General features: G+C 41.2%; 13 protein-coding genes and 1 pseudogene. 5 read left to right on the top strand and 9 right to left on the bottom strand.

What is annotated here, in order from left to right; genetic code table 11:
* Positions 1-3: 3 nt before the first annotated feature.
* The 5 genes from D0T87_RS20415 to D0T87_RS20395 all read right to left on the bottom strand — a co-directional run bounded on the left by D0T87_RS20415 (position 4) and on the right by D0T87_RS20395 (position 13635).
* Positions 4-4284 carry a two-component regulator propeller domain-containing protein gene (locus tag D0T87_RS20415; protein ID WP_163177558.1) on the bottom strand — a complete coding sequence of 1427 codons (4281 nt, stop codon included), beginning with the start codon at positions 4282-4284 and terminating at the stop codon, positions 4-6.
* A 97-nt stretch (positions 4285-4381) separates the two neighbouring features.
* Positions 4382-6808 carry a glycoside hydrolase family 2 TIM barrel-domain containing protein gene (locus D0T87_RS20410; RefSeq protein WP_163177556.1) on the bottom strand — a complete coding sequence of 809 codons (2427 nt, stop codon included), beginning with the start codon at positions 6806-6808 and terminating at the stop codon, positions 4382-4384.
* A gap of 26 nt (positions 6809-6834) precedes the next feature.
* Complete coding sequence (locus tag D0T87_RS20405) at positions 6835-8214, bottom strand: family 43 glycosylhydrolase (RefSeq protein ID WP_163177554.1); 1380 nt, start codon at positions 8212-8214, stop codon at positions 6835-6837.
* Between the two features lie 104 nt (positions 8215-8318).
* Positions 8319-10352 (bottom strand): RagB/SusD family nutrient uptake outer membrane protein, encoded by a 2034-nt coding sequence (locus D0T87_RS20400; RefSeq protein ID WP_163177552.1) that lies wholly within the window; start codon positions 10350-10352, stop codon positions 8319-8321.
* Positions 10353-10365: 13 nt separating this feature from the next.
* A complete protein-coding gene (locus D0T87_RS20395) occupies positions 10366-13635 on the bottom strand; it encodes a TonB-dependent receptor (RefSeq protein ID WP_163177550.1) in 3270 nt (1089 codons plus the stop codon).
* A 279-nt stretch (positions 13636-13914) separates the two neighbouring features.
* Between D0T87_RS20395 and D0T87_RS20390 the strand changes: the two genes are divergently transcribed.
* From D0T87_RS20390 to D0T87_RS20370, 5 genes and pseudogenes are all read left to right on the top strand, one after another.
* Positions 13915-14091 (top strand): transposase, encoded by a 177-nt coding sequence (locus tag D0T87_RS20390; protein ID WP_239063798.1) that lies wholly within the window; start codon positions 13915-13917, stop codon positions 14089-14091.
* 385 nt (positions 14092-14476) lie between these two features.
* A complete protein-coding gene (locus tag D0T87_RS20385; protein ID WP_163177549.1) occupies positions 14477-14938 on the top strand; it encodes a hypothetical protein in 462 nt (153 codons plus the stop codon).
* Between the two features lie 15 nt (positions 14939-14953).
* Positions 14954-15034: pseudogene (locus D0T87_RS25180) on the top strand (DUF4113 domain-containing protein); the annotation flags it as partial.
* 2 nt (positions 15035-15036) lie between these two features.
* Entirely contained in the window at positions 15037-15798 is a 762-nt protein-coding gene (locus tag D0T87_RS20375) for an SOS response-associated peptidase (protein ID WP_163177547.1), read from the top strand.
* A 342-nt stretch (positions 15799-16140) separates the two neighbouring features.
* Positions 16141-16662, top strand: a complete 522-nt coding sequence (locus tag D0T87_RS20370) for a dihydrofolate reductase family protein (protein WP_163177545.1) — start codon at positions 16141-16143, stop codon at positions 16660-16662.
* 63 nt (positions 16663-16725) lie between these two features.
* Here D0T87_RS20370 and D0T87_RS20365 read toward each other — a convergent pair whose 3' ends face one another.
* The 4 genes from D0T87_RS20365 to D0T87_RS20350 are packed head-to-tail and all read right to left on the bottom strand — an operon-like array spanning position 16726 to position 19471.
* Entirely contained in the window at positions 16726-17232 is a 507-nt protein-coding gene (locus D0T87_RS20365) for a hypothetical protein (RefSeq protein WP_163177543.1), read from the bottom strand.
* A 54-nt stretch (positions 17233-17286) separates the two neighbouring features.
* The gene (locus D0T87_RS20360; protein WP_239063796.1) at positions 17287-17727 is read right to left on the bottom strand and encodes a hypothetical protein; all 441 of its coding nucleotides are present in this window, start codon (positions 17725-17727) and stop codon (positions 17287-17289) included.
* Entirely contained in the window at positions 17714-18229 is a 516-nt protein-coding gene (locus D0T87_RS20355; RefSeq protein WP_163177541.1) for an ORF6N domain-containing protein, read from the bottom strand. Before D0T87_RS20355 ends, D0T87_RS20360 begins: the two co-directional genes overlap by 14 nt.
* Positions 18230-18238: 9 nt before the next feature.
* The gene (locus tag D0T87_RS20350; RefSeq protein WP_203558749.1) at positions 18239-19471 is read right to left on the bottom strand and encodes a site-specific integrase; all 1233 of its coding nucleotides are present in this window, start codon (positions 19469-19471) and stop codon (positions 18239-18241) included.
* Between the last annotated feature and the right edge of the window lie 217 nt (positions 19472-19688).

The raw sequence follows: 19688 nt of genomic DNA, 5'->3' as shown, positions 1-19688 counted from the left end.
TTTCTATTCCATATCCTCAGTATCTTTATCCAGATTTATGACTCCGGCGGATTTTATATACATTGAAGGTGAAACTCCAAATTGCTCTTTAAAGCATCGACTAAAATAAAATGGATGGCTAAAACCAACTTGATAAGAGACTTCACTTACATTATAACGACCATCTAACAATAACTCAGCAGATTTCTTTATTCTAATAACCCGGATATATTCGTTTGGAGAATACCCAGTGACACCGCGCACTTTCCTAAAAAAAGAGGTCCGACCCAAATTCATTTTCGCAGCAAAGTCCTCAGCATTAAGTTCCGGATTACCTATGTTTATTTCTATTATAGTATGCAGTTTTTCCAGAAATTTCTTATCTGTATCAGAAGAAATTACAGGTTGTGCAATACCTGGATTACTGACGAACTTTTTCCGTAATATTTCCCTTTGGTTAATAAGTTGAAACATTCTGGCCAATAGGAGTTTAGGACTGAATGGTTTGGTTATATAAGCATCTGCACCACTTTCAACCCCTTCTAATTGATTTTCGGCTGTATCCATGGCAGTTAACAAGACAACAGGAATGTGACTGGTTTCAAAATCATTCTTTATACGCCGCGTCACTTCATATCCGTTTAGCCCAGGCATCAGAACATCACAGACGATGAGATCGGCATCGCATGTTCGTGCTTGTTCAAGGCCAGAGACGCCATTCGACGCTGAATAGATTTCGAAATAAGTACTAAACTCTCTTTCAAGGAATTCGCGTACATCCACATTATCCTCAATAATCAGGATTTTCTTTTTATTTAAAGGAGTTATAAAATGAGGTTCCTCTTCTTGTAAAGGATCTGTAGCAAAACGTTTCAACATGAACGTCTCTTTAGTCAAAGGATTGGAAGACAGAAAATCGCTTTCCGTATATCCAGAAGAAGATAACGGCAGATAAACCGTAAATACTGATCCACCGCCTTCATTTTCATGGAAAGTTATATTACCTCTATGTGTATTAACTAATTCATATGTAAGGTGCAAACCAATCCCCATGCTATCATTAGAAAAATTACTTTGCATAAATCGAGAAAAGAGTTGAGATTGTTTTTCTTTGGGAATACCAATACCATTATCGGTAACGGTAATGACTAGCTTATCCTGAATTTTATCTACAATTACAGACATTGTAATTCTTCCTTCGTCAGGTGTATATTTGAATGCATTGGAAAGTAAGTTATAGACAATCTTATCCAACTTGCCTCGATCAATATACATGCGACAAGAATCGACAGAGGAAACAAACTTAAATTGTATTTTCTTCTTTGTGGCCGTTTCGCTGAAGCTATCGTATATATCGTATAAGAAAGCTATTACATCAACCTCCTGAATGGAAAGCGAAAGCTTCTTATTCTGCATCTTTCGGAATTCGAGTAACTGATTTACCAGTCGCAACATACGTTGGGTATTCCTTTCCATAATTCGAATAGAGTAAGTCAGTTCCTTGGGGAGCTTACCTACGTTTTCTATCTTTTCGAGTGCTCCTTGTATGAGGGTTAGCGGTGTACGGAATTCATGAGAGATATTTGTGAAGAAAATCAGTTTATATTCTGTTAGCTGTTTTTCGAAATGTATACGATTTCGTAGTGTATTAAACTTATAGATGGTGCGATATGCTACATATGCTGCTGCAATTATCAATATACAATAAAGAATATACGCCCAGATGGTTTTCCAAGAAGGAGGGGCGATCGTAATTTGCAGTATTGTTTCTTTATCACTCCAGGTGCCCACAGCATTACAGGCTTTCACATGAAGAACATAGTGTCCGGGCGAAAGATTTTTGTACGCTGCAAAGTTTAACAGTGATACATTATTCCACTCTTTATCGAAACCTTCGAGCATATAAGTAAACTTGGTTCCATTTAAAGTCTGATAATCCAATGTGGAGAATTCTACTATAAAAGAATTTTGAAAATGTTTCAGGTTTATCGCTTCGGTATAACTCATGGCAAGCTGCAAAGGAGAGTCGGTATCGCCAGGATGAGTGGATATTCCATTGATTTTCAAATCGGTCAATACTACATTGGGTATATTGTGTTGTTTTTTTATTTTTGTCGGATCAATAACCAACAAGCCATGATCGGTTCCAAAAAGCAGACGTCCATCCGAGAGCAGTAAGGAACTCTTTTCAATATATACATTGCCGGGAGTTGAAGTGCCAAAGATGAAATTTTCGAAATGCTCGGTTTCGGGCGTAAAACGAGACATGCCGTAACCGGTAGTCATCCATAACTTTCCTTCCTTATCTTCGATTATAGACAATAGCATATTGTTAATTAAACCGTCAGCTGTGGTATAATGAACAAATTGCAAGTTGTCATAATTGCCATTAGGTATGCATAAACTTACACCTCCACCCATTGTCCCAAGCCAAATACGTTCCTTGCTATCATAGAAAATAGACTTAACTTCATTCCCCGGCAGAAAATCATTGTCGTAGGAATAGCGGTAAAAATGATGTGGATTTTGTATCAACGAGTCTGGATGAAACACGCAGACCCCATCATCGGTACCCACCCACATCCAGTTATTTTTATCACTCGTAATTATACGAACTTCGCGCTGACTGAAATTATCCTGTAAAAAATGCTTAAAGACATATCGCCCGTTATCCGAAGGAATAGCCAGCTCTAAACCACCACCAAAGGTGGCAACCCACATTCTGTCTTTATGATCACAAAATATATCAGAGATTTTATTATGGCTTAACGAATGGGAGTTATCAGGTTCGTTCACATACCAACGACCATCAATGCAAAGTCCGTCCCCACCCGTTCCTACCCACAATTTGCCTGATGCGTCTTGAAGAGCACGAACAACCATGGTAGAGCAGTATTTACCGCTATATGTTTTTTTCGTCAATCCGGCATTATATTTATATAAATAACCTTTGCGGTTTCCCATCCATATTTCGCCATTATTCATCTGCGTCAGCATACGAATGGAACTGGATTGGTTGATGAGTTGATTATTATCGGGATAGATACGCGACTCTCCACCATTCACAATAGAAAGATGCGAAACACCCGACGACTCTGAACTTACCCAGATACTTCCCGTACGATCCTCCATAATATAAACCAGATTGTTTGAGTTTATCTGGTTGTATCCTGCCTGCTGGTAGGTGTAGCGCGCCATCTCATCTGTATCCGGATCATAAATATACAGGCCTTTGTCGTAAGTAGCAATCCAGAGTAGTCCGCGACTGTCTTGAATAACATTAAACCATTTTACATGAATCAATTCGTTGGAAAGCATAAAATCGAAATTCCTGACGTTTCCGTTCTTTGAATTGAAAAAGCGAAGCTGACCATAACTATTATAAAGCCACAGATTTCCGGCATTATCCCATTGTCTATGGGCATCAGGCATGTCAAAAGAACGATCATTTACAGGTTCCAAAGTAGAAAGATCAAAGACCTGCGTGTTTTGCTTGGTCACTATTATCCATTTATCACGGAAACGAAAATTTGTAATAGTCCGAAAAGGTTGACCGGCATTAGCCAAACTCATAACAAACCGGGCTTCTCCTCCATTTATACTCTGACGATAGACATCACCTTGTGCTGTAAGAAAGATTAAATGTGATTCGTGGATGAAAGCAGATAATATATGAAGTTCTCTGACCAATATTTCAGTTTGATCATTATAGACCTTGATTATGCCACTTTGAGTGCATATCCAGACATTATCCAAGCTATCTTCCAGCAATTGGGTAACATTATTTTCCGGAAGTTTTCCATTTTCCTTTCTGAAAACTACCGAAGAGAATTCACCTTTATTGTAACTGATTTTTCTACACCCATACAGATTGTGCCATAACCATGTATCGCCATTCGTCGTGTTCAGCATTCCCGTATATTTGTCTTTGTATTCTCCACATCCAGTAAAATCGACAAAGTAATTGCGTCGTAGGTCATAGCAACTGTAGAGTTCGGGAGATGTTTTAACCCAAAGGAATCCATTATTATCTTCAGACACCTCAAGCACATGTCTATCGGCCAATGATATGTGCTGACCTTTTTCCGGGCGAAATGTAACGAAGGAATAGCCATCATATCGACTTAAACCGTTAAGGGTACTCATCCAAATAAAGCCTTTACTATCCTGGTAAATATGGCGCACCAGATTGTCGGCTAAACCTTCATTTATAGTAAAAAAGGAGGAACGTATGTCTACCGAGGCTGAAACAGTCTTGAGTAAGCAGATACAAAAGGTAACTATTAAAATAAATCGGTGTTTCATAGTTTGTTTATTGCGGATGATTATCTCGTCACAAAGATAAAAAAACCGCCTGATAATCATCTATCGAACGGTTTTTTCCTCTTGTATATAGTTGGTACTAATGAGTGGATAGCTTCAACTTTGCCGGCTTAAGCCCCTGCGTAGAGGCCGTAAGCATAACACTGCCAGGGTTACAACCCGCCCGTAAAATAACAAGTGCGCTACCTTGATAGAGCCGTCGTTCATGTCCCACGTGTAGTTCTTCGGAACGAATGTCTCCATTATCCACAGCAACAATACGAGCATCGCCTTGCAATTGGAAACTCACAGCGTGTTCTGCCTGATGTACCCGGCGACCTTTAGAGTCGACTGCGAAAACGCGTATATGTTGCAAGTCCAATCCGTCAGCCTGCCAATTGCAGTTATCTGCTTCTAATTGTAGAGCAACAGGTTTGCCTGTGGTCTCCAGTTTATGACGAGCTACTTCTTTGCCGTTTATACGTGCAATAGCTGTGATATTTCCCTGCTGATAACCGATATCAGACCAATGTATAATATTGCGCTTTTCCGGATTATCCTTTTCGTTTTCCCTAACACCCACAGATTTGTTGTTAATAATCAGTTCAACTTCATCAGCATTGGTATAAATATAAAGGTCCACTATACTTCCTTGTTCATAGTTCCAGTGATCGGTTAAAGGCAGTATACCTACTTTAACCTCATTCCAAACCTCGGGGTTATTATCAGCTTTGTTCATTACGCTCATATGCACTACAGGAGTATCATCGAAGAGGCTTTTCATAAGCCAGGCCTGGGGCTTCGGTTCTAAAGACATCTGAAACACTCCACGATCCCAGCCTTTACGCGGCCAACCGCCCGACTCTCCGAGGTAGTCTATTGCTCCCCAATAAGCCAAACCGATTACTTTATCAAGTTCCATTCCGTAATAATTGGGACCCATACCATTGACACTAGCTTCGCTTTGGTAGAATATTTTATTGGGATACATCCGGCTATCCTCTTTAAAGTCTTTGTAGCGATAGTTGTAACTGGTTATTTCTGTTTCGAGAGCCAGTTCAGGTGGTAAATCCGCATTTCCGTTGCGACGGCGTGGAAACATGGCTACGGTAGTGGGACGGGTTTTATCATACCTTTTCACCAAAACATCCTGGAGTTTATAGGGTGTTACTCCCCAGTCGTAATATTCGTTCTCCCACCACATTTGCAGTTCGTTACCCAAGCTCCACATAATAACAGAAGGGTGATTACGGCTTCGCTTGATAAACTCAGGGATGGCTTGTGGCCATAATTGCATCCAGGGGATGCGATAACCGGCATATTGTTGACTCCACTTATCAAAAAGCTCATCCACGATGAGTATACCGTATGTATCAGCCAGCTTGAGAAAACTTTTGCTGTAAGGATTGTGGGAGCAACGGATATGATTAACACCAAAAGCCTTGAGTAGCTGAAAACGTTTCTCAATGGCACGTTCATAGGCAGCAGCTCCCAAGGCCCCAAGTTCATGATGATTGGCAATTCCTTTGAGTAGTACTTTCTTCCCGTTTAGTTCAAAACCGGAATGTGGTGAGTAGGCTATGGATCGTATTCCGAAAGTTTCCGTCAGTCGATCTATGATTTCCTCATTTGTTATACGATTGCGGATTGTAATTTCAGCAACATACAGGTTAGGAGTTTCACAAGACCAAAGCTTAGGCATCTCTATAGTAAGCTGCGGTAACGGGTATTCGCGTACCCTATAGCCTTTTCCCAATAGCAAAGGATGTGTCTGTTCAACTATTAGGTGACCTTCGGGGTCGAAAACACGGACGCAAATTTCCGTATCAAGATCCCGACCGGAATTGTTTTCTATTTCAGTTTGAATAGCCACGGTTGCCTGCCGGGCGGTTATCTTTGGAGTGGTGATGTATATACCGTGCCGGGCAAAAGAAGCATCGGCATTTGTTATAATGAAATTCACATCACGAAATAGCCCACCACCAGTGTACCATCGGGAGTTTTTTGGCGATTGGGTATCAGCTCGCACAGCAATAACATTCTCAGTATCAAACCGAAGATATTTTGTTATATCTATTTCGAAACCAAGGTACCCATAATTGGTTTCTCCTATTTTCATACCATTGAGCCAAACATCGCCTACCAGCATGATTCCTTCAAAATCAAGTAGCACTTTACGGTCTTTCCATGAGAGATGTGGGACGAAGGTTTTACGATACCAACCCGTTCCCATTTCTTTGTATCCACGAGCACTAAGACGTGTGCGAGTGTTGGCTGCCGGATTGAGGCTACCAGTCTCGGTTGGATCGGGCTCAACCCAGGGCTGCCCAATCTGGAAGTCGTGTGGCAAGTCCACATTCTGCCACAGTGAATCGTCCAGTGCAAGGTTAGCCCCATCGGGTAAATCACCTGCATGAAATTTCCAGCCCAAATTTATGTTTTGAATGCTCCGTCCGTATTCTTGAGAAAGAAGTCTTACTGTTGCTGGAAGAAGAAAGACTATAAGAAAAATATATTTTAGTTTCATAAGATTTATATCTTCTATTTATAGAGTTACCATGCCACAATGTCATCCACAGTTACAAAGCTATCTGTACTTCCAAACCGCGCTTTGCTCTTATCGCTCCACACAGGCATTACACCGGTTACTTCTATTTGCAGTGTATAATCAGTTAAAGGAAGCACCGGACTTAGAAAACGCATATTCCGATCTGTTTTCTTGCTATAAAAATCAACCAATGTAGAAAGAACTTCCTGTTTATTGGCATTCAATATACGAATGCGGGCATAACCACTGTTGGCATTCGATTCGCCAACGATGGCTATACGAGTACCCCGGAAAGAAGCCTCGAGTGTACTACCTTCAACCCTTGAAGTTAACTGACCGTTGTCTGTATTCCAATCGGTCTCGTTATTTAGTTTGAAACGATTTCGGACGATTGGGGTGCTTCCCTTTAGGGGATCGACCTGTTGCAATTTATCAACATCCCAGCTTTGCCAATACTCAGGGATGGAAAGATGCTCGCCATCGACCGACATAGGCATCCAGACATAAGTAGCAGCGGATGCCTGATGAGGATACGACCAACGGTCGCCCATAAACATTGGAATGGTATCCGTACCGCGCACCAGTGGAAATACAAAAGTGGTTTGCGAATAGTAAGTGAGGCTACCTTGAGGAGCAAAGAAACCTTGACGTGTCCAGGGACCTTCGATAGATGAAGCTGTAAAATAGTAGTTGTCGTTTTTCTCCCAACTGGTGAGATCGGAGTAAAGGAGGTAGTAAAGACCGTTCTTTTTGAACATAGCAGGCGATTCGCCTGAAGCTTGCAAATGCTCCAATATTTTAGCTTCGGCTGAACGGTAATCTTCGCTCAACCGGTAAATGATTCCATGATGAATCAGTAAATACCCTGTCCCGTCAGTATCCTGAAAAGTACCCATATCCCAGCGGCGAATGGGTTCACCTTCAAAAAGCAGAGGACCATGAAACTCATAGTCTCCGGCAATAGTTTTGCAAGTCGCATAGCCGATATGCGGATCTTTGTATCCCATATCATCGGCATGCATATACATCACATACTCACCTGTGGATGGGCATTTCATGACTTTTACACGTTCGCCCACGCGATTAGGACCGAGGATGCCTTCGGGCTGAACCCCTAAAACCACATTCTCGAACTTCCAGGTTACTAAATCGTCCGAAGAGTAACAGCTAAATCCCGGAAAGGCATTAGACTGATCAGATTTCCACTCTCCAAAAAGATAATAGCGACCACCATCTTCCACAATGCAGGCACCATGTGCATTTACAATGTTGCCATCGGTATCGTACCAAGGAACGCCGTTGCGAATAAGTTTATGGTAATCCTCGGTAGAGTTAACCGTACAGCCGGCAAAGAAAAAGATACATATTAAAATACAATGTTTCATACTTTAATGGAGTGATTTATTAAATAATACCTATATCGTTAAAGAAGAGGTCACTTCCGCCTATTTTCAGAAGTGACCTCTGTGTCATCCTGTTCTTTCTACCATTATTTTCTTGCCGATTGATCTGCCTCTACCGGCCAGTATGGATTTTGATAGATAGGCGATGTTTCCACACTCTTGCCATCCGATGCTGTCAGCAGGAACTGGTTCACCATTATTGGCGTGAGGTAGTGCGCCATTTTCCACGTCAGTCCGTTGTATCCACTTTGCTTAGGCGTCTTCTGGTATGGACGAAGATATTCGCTCTTATCACGTGAGGAGACTGTTGCCGCATCCGTTTCATCGGCAACCAAATCTGTGTACCAGCTTTCCATTGACGTTCCCCAAAGGTGGAATCCCTCTATGTGGTAAGCCGGTGTAGACATCAACTGATCCATTGCTCTCCAACGGCAAAGATCCATGTAGCGCAATCCTTCTGCCAGCAATTCGCTGCGACGTTCACGGCGTATATTATACAGGGTGGCATCCGTCAGCAATTGCCCGGCTGAGTATGCTCCCCAATCATTGGGGGCTTCATTTGTCATAATGGTAGCGGCAATCGTGGCATCGATATCATCGCTCACGTGTGCTCGTCGACGGATGATCTGCCAATATTCTCGTGCCGCAGCATCAAGTGTACCATTGCGTTCATAGCTCGCCTCCATATAGTTGAGCAAAGCTTCAGTGGCCCGATAGCCGATTGATGCAGTGAATCCATGACTGTTCAGATAATGCTTCTGGTTGAATGATGCCCCTTTGCGCAACAAATAACCCGTAACCGATCCGCGATCGTTTGTTGTTACCTTTGGATAAGGCTCCGTCAGCCAAGCCTCAGTACCAATCGGATTTTCGTACAAGATATTCTTTTGTCCCGGCTCTTTGAGAAAAAGTACCAAGCGAGAATCGCGATTCCGGCGTACATCAGCAATCTCCTTGTCACCCATATAATATCCATCGCCGTTAGCATACGTGCCATGCGTGTACACTGGTGTACCGTCGGCCATCAGGAAGTTGTTTACGTAAGCGCGAGTTACACCTACACTATTATTACCTTGGTTGGCATACACATTTACGTTGTGATCCACCAGGTTCTGTGCATACTGGCGCCACAGAAGTACCTCAGAAACAGACGACAAATCGTCTTGTGCAAACATGTCATAGTATGGATTGGGAGTTTCGGTAGCTGATTGCTGCAGGCTACCCGTGTTTTTTGTCAACTTTCCCTTATATGCCTCGGCAATGGTTTTCGATGTTTCCATAGCTATATCGAGGAAGTAATTTATTTCGCCATCGATGCTACCTGTGGGATATTGATATCCTGCATTATACTCCTTTTCAGCTCCTGGCCATCCTTCACCACCCGGCACAAAAGCTGTACCTTTGAAGTACTTCAGCCAGGTACCTTCAACAAGTGCCACACGCGATTTCAGTAAAATAGCTGCATCTTTGCCAATACGGATAGTAGACATGGTTTTAGCACCCAACAGGTCGATAGCTTTATCCAGATCGGCAAGAATAAAACGCGCCACCTCGTTACGCGGTTTACGCATACTAGCCTCGGTAAGTATTTCCATATTGTCAGGAAGCGGTTCGGTGATTATAGGAAAGTCACCAAACATCTGGTAACGCTTAAAGTATTCACAAGCGCGCAAGAAGTACATCTCACCCAGATAATGCTTAATCTCGTTGAGGTCGCCCTCAATGATATTGGCACTACCGTCTGCCGCCTCTCCATAACGTGGTAGTACATTGGCTAAGAAAAAATTACACTTATAGATATGTGTAAATAGCCAATTGTTTCCTTCTTTGTTAGGCACTTTCCAGAGATCGCTTGTAAAACGGTTGTGCACATCTTTCCCCGTTTGATTGTCTGTACCTGCGTCTTGTGCAAAGATACCATACGTATTGCCTGTTCCATGTGAGGGCAGAATATCCGAGTACAATGCGTCGCAGTAAGAACGCATTTGTGATGCATTTACGAAATATGTTTCGGGAGCAATCTTCGCCTTCGGTTCGCGATCCAGAAAGTCATCACAGGCCGATAGTCCAGTCAACAGGATTATAGCCGCAAGAATTTTATATAAATTTCTCACTTTCATTGTATGTATTAAATTAAAGGGTTACACTTAAGCCAAACGACCAGGTCTTGGATAACGGGTAGGCGTTGCCCGACATGTACGTCTGTGAGTTATTCTTATTATTGCTACCACCGTTTATCGTTTCCGGATCGAACAACTTCGTCAGATTCGTACCTGTCCATAAGTTCTCTCCCGAGAGGAATACGCGGCACTTCGTTAGTCCAATCTTTTGCATCCATGTTCCCGGCAAGGTATAGCCTATCTGGAAGTTTTTCAGACGGATATAAGATGCATCAAGCAAATAACGAGTTTGCGTACGGTGATTCATTGAGGTTCCATTATCCACAATAGGGCGTGGATAGTAAGCATCCATATTGGCAGGTATTTCGTGTCCGGGTAACCCGATGGGTTCAGCACGGAAATAATCTTCGTGTACTTTAAACCCGCGTGATCTCCACACACCTGAATAAATGCCCCAAAAGTGACCCGTATTCTGGAAGTAATCGCGTTTCATTACACCCTGAAAGAAACAACGCATATCGAAACCTTTCCAGTCGGCACTTAAGTCAATACCAAAGAAATAGCGTGGCGTACTATTACCAATAACTTTCAGGTCGCCATGGTCATCCAACGTGCGTGCACCTTCGGTAATACCAGGTTTTCCATCCAAGTCGGCATACATAATATCTCCGGCTGCCCATTTATTGCCAAAAGCAGCTTGTCCACCCACTTTATCAAGATGTGCTTGCATTTCAGCATCTGTTTTAGCAATACCTACGGTTTCTAATCCCCATATTTCGCCCATCTTTCGACCAGCCATATAAGAGTCTATTGAATTGGTGCTGTTACCCGGATAACTTTCGATGTAAGTTACCGCATCGGACAGGGATACCCCCACGCTATATCCCAGACCGTTCTTCAATCGATCACGCCAGTTCACTGACAGTTCCCATCCTTGAGTTTTCAGGTCACAGTTGTTTGTTTTAGGCACATCAGTACCCAATGTTTTAGGTAATTCCAGTGCTGGTCCAACCATATTGTCAGTATAGCGTACATAGTAATCAAATGAACCGGTAAGGCGATTGGAGAATAATCCAAAATCAACTCCGACATCCCATGTGCGTACTGTTTCCCAGGTAAGTGCTGTACTGATTAGTTCGCCCACACTGGAAACATCTGGCTTAGCGCCATTATTGAGCCATGTGCCTGTTGAGGGTTTCAAATCCATGATGCGATATGTTGGATACCAGCCTGAGGTATTTTGATTGCCCAACTGCCCATACGAAAAACGAAGTTTCAGCAGATTGGCCACACCCGATAATGGTTCCCAAAAACTTTCGTTGGAGATGTTCCATCCGGCTGAGAATGATGGAGACGTTTCCCACCGGCTTCCCCTGCGAAAGCGCGATGTCCCATCGTACCGATAGTTTACTTCGGCAAGATAGCGTCCTTGGTAGTCATAGTTCAAACGTCCGAAGAAGCCAGCCGTAGCCCACTCACTTCCATTACCTTTCACCGTTGTAGCCATAGCACTCCCTTTTCCGTTAGTTCCGGTAGTGAGATCAAAGTAAGGCATACCCTCTATCATTACACCGTACCGTTGCACAGATGAGACATCTTGCTTCATCTCTTCCGATTGAAATCCTGCCATCACCTTCACATTGTGGGCATCAAGAAAAGAATGGTTGTACTCGCTATAAATATTCAGATTCATATAGTTCTCCTTCTTCTGTTCCTGATACAGATACGAGTTCTTCTGTGTATCAATCAGGTTACCCTCTACATTGTGATCGTAACGCGGCAAGGAAGTTTCTTTCAGATCATAATTCATGATGCTGTAGTTTAATTCTACATGTGTAACCCAATTCTTTATGGGTTCAAGAATCAGTGCTCCCTGATAATAATGGCGATCCGTAACGGACGAACGCTTGCCACCCAGTGCCATAGCCATAGCCGGATTTCCACCGTCATTGCCGTTGCCATAATAATACCCATTCGGATCTTTCACAGGCAGATTGGGCCAGGTTGAACGACCGAAGTTATCGTAAAACGAATCACCGAAATATGTTGGGCGATAGTTCTTGCTCCGGGTAAAGCGAATGTTGTAGTTAAATTTCAGCCAATCTGTAATAGTGGCGTTCATTTTCCCTGTCAGGTTATAACGATCCAGTCCATCGTCGGCATGGCGTAGCAACCCACCCTGTTCCAGATAATTGAATGAAGCATAGTAGTTAACTTTCTCGCTACCACCCGTAACACTCATATTATGTTCTTGCGAGAAGACCTCACTCTTGTAAATCTCCCTATACCAATCTGTATTGGCATAGGCATTAGTGTAAGGATCGTACTGTGGTTTACCCCATTGTCCGTTAGACGAAGCCGGCAGGTTAGTTGTTAATATTCCCGCCTGATAATCGAGCATATTCTGCATCACCTGATCCGAAAAGAATTGGTTGGAGCCATTATTAAAATGAGCAGCGTTGAAGTAGTTGGCAAATGTGTACGAATCCATTGACTCGGGCAGGTTGATCGGCTTTGAAAAGCGGAAACTATTATTATAATTCACCGAAATCTTTCCTGCCTTACCACTCTTGGTTGTAACAAGTATTACCCCAAACGGTGCGCGCGAACCATAAATAGAGGAAGCCGCAGCATCCTTCAATACGGAGATATTTTCGATATCCTGCGGGTTCACACTGTTCAAGTCACCTTCCATACCATCAATCAGAATCAGCGGAGAGCCACTCGAACCTTCGCCAATAGTACCTGTACCCCGGATATTAATCTTCATATCCTTATCCATCTCTCCGGTGTTCGTTGTAATCTGCAATCCCGGCACAATACCTTGCAAGGCCTGGGTAGCCGATGTTACGGGACGTGATTCCAGGTCTTTAGCATCGGCAAGTCCCACGGAGCCTGTAAGGTTTACTTTCTTTTGTGTACCGAAGCCTACCACAACTACTTCATCCAAAGTTTGTGTATCTTCCGACAATACGATTCGCATGGTTTTGCCTGTTTCTGCCTTGATTTCCTGGGACACATATCCAATATAAGATATTTGCAGGATAGTATTCGATGTTACGGATAGAGAAAAATTACCATCAATATCGGTAATAGTACCATTCGATGTACCTTTTTCCAGTACACTGGCGCCAATAATGCTCTCTCCGCGAGGGTCTACCACTGTTCCGGTGATGTTCCGGTTCTGTGCCAGGGCGGTAGTTGCTCCTGCAAAAAAAACGATAGCTAAGAGCATCTGCCGGAAGATGGATGCACAGTTACCGGCATGTTTGTTGTTTTTCATACTGATAAATTAAAATTAAACAAATTAGATATTAGGTCACATTTGCATGTGAAGTGACACACAAAAATAGAAGTAACAATTCTATTAGCTTGCTTAATAATAAGAGTAAAACCTAACTATCAGTTCCTAATTTCTATAATCTAGTCCAAAAAGGTTGCGCGAAGTCAATAGTGTACTAAATCATAGGTATTTGTTATTTTATTATATGTATATAACGGATGGTGATGTACGGAATATGAAATTGATGACTGAAATAGTCGCAAATAACGACTTCTATATTTGAAAAATACCAGAAATAAGATCGTCTGTAATAGGCCACAGGATGTGGAAGCTACCTTTGGAAATCTAAAAAACAACAAGAACTTCAAACAATTCCTTTGCAAAGGCAAAAACAAAGTTGAGGTGGAGTTTGGGTTACTGGCTATTGCACATAATATAGCTAAAGTAGCATCATAGGGCCAAAATACCCCCCCCCTATGAAACCTTTATTAAACCGGAATATTGGAAAAAGGGATTATATGAAGCAATGTAGACTATAAAAAAGAACGAATCGGAAACAAAAGAGAAAAAGCAATCAGAAAAAAGGAAAAACGAAAAAAGGCCATCTCATCATTGTGAGACAGCCTCAATTGACACTGAAGAAAAGAGAATAAAAGCTCTTCAGCAAACAGAGATTGGAGACGTTTGGGGCATCGGAAGACAGCACAGTAAACGATTACAGGAAAAAGGGATTCACACTGCTTATGACTTCACACAACTGCCACAGGCGTGGGTTCGGAAACACATGACGGTGGTTGGAGAACGCACATGGCGTGAGCTTGTGGGAGAGCCATGTATAAAGATGGCTCCGGTCGAACCGGATAAGCAAAGCATTATGGTTTCTCGCTCTTTTGGGAAGATGATAGAAGATTTTGCCATAGTAAAAGAAGCGGTTGCTAATTATGCTTGTATGGCTTCGGCTAAATTGCGAAAGCAAAAGAGTTGTGCAAAATCGGTTCTCGTTTTTATTGATACCAATCCTTTCCGACAAGACTTGCCCCAATATAGTCAGCATATTATCATTAATCTTCCGGTGGCAAGCAATTCAAGTATGGAAATTGTGGACTACGTTGCGGAAGGATTAGAGAAGATATTCCGTCCCGGCTATAAATATAAAAAAGCGGGGGTGATGTTGATGGATATTTGTAATCAAAATGCCGTGCAAGGGAACATTTGGGACAAAATCGATCGTGAAAAACACAAACGTTTGATGGAAGTATTAGACCGCACCAATGATAAATATGGTCGTAATACGCTAAAGTAAGCAGTTCTTGGTGACGGTGAGCAATGGAAAATAAAACAAGAGCGACTATCGCCTTGTTATACCACAAGGAAAAACGACTTCCCTAAAACCAAATAGATATGTGTTTCTACAATAGTCAAAGTAAACGGGCATTAGCTTTAGCCAAGCGTTATGGAAGAAAGACAGATATTCTTGAAATTTGGCAGGAAATCATGGAGGAAAAACGCAGGAATGGTGAAATATTAGACCTTACTGAAGGTGCGTATAGCATTCCCGCCTTCAAAAGTCCGTTCTCGGCAATTATTACCCATTCCAACCAGCTACAACCCATGTGGTGGGGACTTGTCTCTCACTTGACAAAAGATAGGGAAACCATTATCGAAAAAGACAAAAAGAACTGGTATAAAAATGCAAGGGCAGAAAGTGTGTTTGAAACATGGCCATATAAACTGGTCATATCCTTGCAACGCTGTATTATTCCATCTACCGGTTTCTTTGAGTGGCATGAAAACCCCAATGGCTCGAAAATACCATACTATATTCACATGCCTGAAGCTGAAATCCTCTCAATCGGTGGAATGTGGGATTTGTGGATTGACCAGATGACAGGAGAGAAAATCTTATCTTATGTGATGATTACTACTTCAGCGAATTCCTTGATGAAAGAAATCCATAACAGTGGTCAGAATCCATATAGAATGCCGTTAATCCTCCCTGACAAGGATATTGACAACTGGTTAAACCCTAATTCGCCAAAGCAAGACATCATTAGTATGATAAAGCCGTTTCAAGACAATGAATTGGAAGCATATCCTGTTGATAAGGATTTTCGAGAATTGGAAAATATCTTCAATCCAGACATTATTCGGAAGATTGCATGAATCATCCAACATGGAGATATGAACAAAGTGCAATAGTATATATTTCAACTTAAATCACTATCTTTGCGGAAGTATTAAGACTGTATAATTGTAGAACTCAACATTCTACAATTCATATATATAACATAACGTTCGCTGAACGTCTCACTACGAAAACTGGCAAGTTTTATCAAAAGAAGAGACCTAAGTGCAATGTTCATGCTATACAACTGTATAGCGTGGGCTTGCCTGTCTTCTTCTTTGGGTATGCCAGTACCTCGTGGTGGAGCAGTGTGAGTTCCACGCTTCTTTTTTTGGTCTGGCGAATGTTCTTGAAGGATGAATTTATAAAAGGACAAGGGCATGAAAAAGTTGAAATTGTACATTACGGCATCGAATGATGGTTATATCGCTACACCAGACAGCGATTTGGATTGGTTAATCGGCTATCCCGTTCCTTCGAAAGAAGATCACAAAAACTTTGTAGATTCGGTCGATACCGTTATAATGGGCGGTAATACCTATCGCAATATGCGAATAATGGATATTCTCTGGCCATATGAGGATAAGAATGTCTATGTTGTTACGCGCAATCCAATAATGGAGAAAGAAGGAGTGAATTTCATTACCGAAAATGCTGTTGAAGCAATCTCTAAACTTAAAGCTGAGAACGGGAAGGATATTTGGCTTGTTGGTGGAGCCGAACTAACATCAATGCTTCTCGATAATGATTTAATTGATGAAATTATTATCACATATATTCCCGAAACTCTCGAAAAGGGAATATCACTATTCTCACAAAAACCTGAAGAAATGGGTTGGGTTTTAAGCGAGGATAAAATATACGACAATAACGCTGTGAGAAAGAATTTCATAAAGGCGTAGCAGATATATAAAACAGAAAGCCTACTTCGCATCGAAATAGGCTTTCTGTTTTATATGATTTTCTTAAATACCTTTCTTTTCGTAGCATTTACTACCATCAGGAGATAGGTAGAAATCGAAAGTTTCTTCTTTAGGAGTTCCCGATAGTTGAACGGAATACTTGCATCTGACAATAATCGCAAGTACATCACTGGTGTTTCTTTTATCGTATCCTTGTAAGTTATCAGGCACAAGGTTTTTGAGTGAATCTATACGGGTATTCATAACGGCAATATCCGCATTGTATTTATCTATATCACTCTGTTTTTTGGTTTGAGCCAATAGATCTTCACTCATTTTCTTGGCAAGTTCAATACGGCTGATTACTGGTTGCTTATCTTTTCTAAACTCGTCAGTAAGATAAGCGATACTGTCGGCAACGGTAACATTACCCTGTTCGTTTAACTCAACAATTTTGAAGTTGAGATTTTCTTTTGTGTCGCTACCTTTTAGCAGATAGCCAGTAATGGTTTTTTCATAGTTGCTCTTTGATGAGTTTGAGCCGCACGCAGGAAACCAAGAAAACCGCAATTAATAGATAGATTACATTTTTCATGACTATATTTCTGTTTATAAGAGTTTGAATTAATTTAATGTTATTGCAGGAAGTTTTGATGATAGGTTGTACACAATCAAAACATCTGCTTCTCTTTTCGGTTTCGTCCGGGTATATTCGGTTAATGCTTTCATAACCCATTCCCTGAACGCTTGCGCTTCAAACGAAGCTATTCGATAACTGACAAAAATCAATGCTTCCAGATTGTATAAAGTCATTTCACATTGACGACCGCTGTTCTCGTATTTGTGTATTTGCGTAACGTTTTCTTCCCGCAATAAGCCTGATTTGAATATTGACCGCAGGTTATTACCAACCGAGCTAACAAATACGTTGAATAAATCAGCTATCTCATGCTTTGTCATCCACAGGGTGCAATTTACGAGTTTTGCTTCAACAATCAGCTGACTTTCATCATTTTCTTTAATTTTGATATATCCCCGTTCCATAATTATATTATTCTTCTTCATCTTGTTGAACATTAAAACCAATGCGCTTACGGGGCTTGTTTTCCTGTTCCTTTTGTGAAGCAAGTTCCGTAAGAGCCTGATAAATATCGCTGAACTGCATATTGGTTTCTATCATAAAATCCTCCAATTTACGATTTAATTCAGCGTAACCCAGTGCATATTGACGTAAAGCAACGAAAGCCCTTATAATTGATATATTTACTTGAATAGCTAAAGGACTGTTGAGTACACTCGAAAGTTGGGCGACCCCTTGTTCGGTGAATGCGAATGGGGGATAACGACTACCTCCCCAACTTGAGGTGCCAAAATTGCACCTCAAGTCTTCGTTTTCACTATCTGTTAGTTCAAACATAAAATCCTCCGGGAAGCGTTCCATATTACGCCTTACAGCACGTTTTAGATTTTTTGTTTCTACTTGATACATTTCTGCTAAATCAAAATCCAAAAGGACACGCATCCCTCTGATTTCGTAAATTTTACTTTGTATGATTTGTAGTTCCATGAGATTTATTTATTGATTAATCGCAAATTTTGTTTCCAATTTTTTAAGTTTGCTTGCAAGATTAGTCATATCATCACTAATCTTATTATCGGTAATCCGAGCATAGATTTGTGTCGTTTTAATGTTGGTATGACCTAACATTTTACTTACGCTTTCTATTGACACGCCTTTTGATAGCGTTACGGTTGTAGCGAACGTGTGGCGTGCGAGGTGGAATGACAAATTCTTATCAACACCACACACGGCTGCAATTTCCTTCAAATAAGAATTCATCTTCTGATTGCTTATGATAGGTAATATTTCGTCATTTGGCAAAGTTCCTTTATACTTTTCGATAATTCTCATAGGAATATCTAATAAAGGGACTCTATAACTAACGCCAGTTTTTACACGTTTACCAATAATCCAAAGACTTTCGTCAAAGGTGGTTCGGATATTACTTTCTCGTAAATTAAAAACATCAACATATGCCAAACCCGTGAAACACGAAAAAACAAATACATCCCTTACGGTTTCAAGGCGTTTGATAGGGAATTTCTTTTTCATAATAGCTTCCAATTCCGGCTCTGTCAGATATTCTCTTTCAGACTTCTCAAATTGCAGCTTATAGTTTAGGAAGGGATCGACTTTAATCCACCCGTTGCTTTTAGCTATAAGAATTATGGACTTCAATCTCTGCATGAATTTAGCGGTAGTATTTTGTCCGCAACTATGCATCGTTTTCATATATACCTCAAAATCGCAAAGAAAAGAATGGTTTATTTCTTTCAGGTGTATGTCTGAAATATTGTACTTGTATTTCATGAAATCATAGAGCCTGTTCCTTGTCCGCAAATACTTCATATATGTATCTCGACTAACATCCTTTCCTATTTGTGCTTTGAGATTTTCAACGTGATGGTCGAATAAATCCAACAGGGAATCTTCACGAGTTTGTAAGCCTAAAAAAGCATTTCTAACTTTTTCGGCAGTAACGCAACTATCCCAATCTGTTATTTCTCTGTAATGTTGGGTAAGACTTGCTCTGAAATTATCCAATAACCCATTCAACTTAATGGCACTTGCAGACTTGCCATTCGCTTTTCCTGCTTTGGGGTTCCAATCTGCGGGGTCAACCTCGCATTTTACACTAAACTGGGCAATTTCTCCGTTTAAGGTTATTCTTGCCATTATGGGAGCTTTCCCATTGCTCTTAATCGCATTCTTTTTAATGTAGAAAAGAATTTTAAATGTACTACGCATAATTACTCAATTATTAAGATTACAAAATTACTTTCTTGTGATCTCATATGAGGAATTTCTGCTACGCCAAATTGCGACAAATCAACGCCTTATCGCGACATTCGTTACCTTTTTGTTTTTTTAGAAAATGGGTAATGATTTGGTAACGGAACTCTGTCCGACTTTGGCTTTTTAATGACTTTAGTGTGTCCTAAAGGGATATAAAAAAAGCCTGTAA

The organism is Bacteroides sp. 51, assembly GCF_010500965.1.
Taxonomy (GTDB): domain Bacteria; phylum Bacteroidota; class Bacteroidia; order Bacteroidales; family Bacteroidaceae; genus Bacteroides.
The sequence above is the reverse complement of the archived record's forward strand: the minus strand, read 5'-3'. Positions and strand labels throughout refer to the sequence as shown.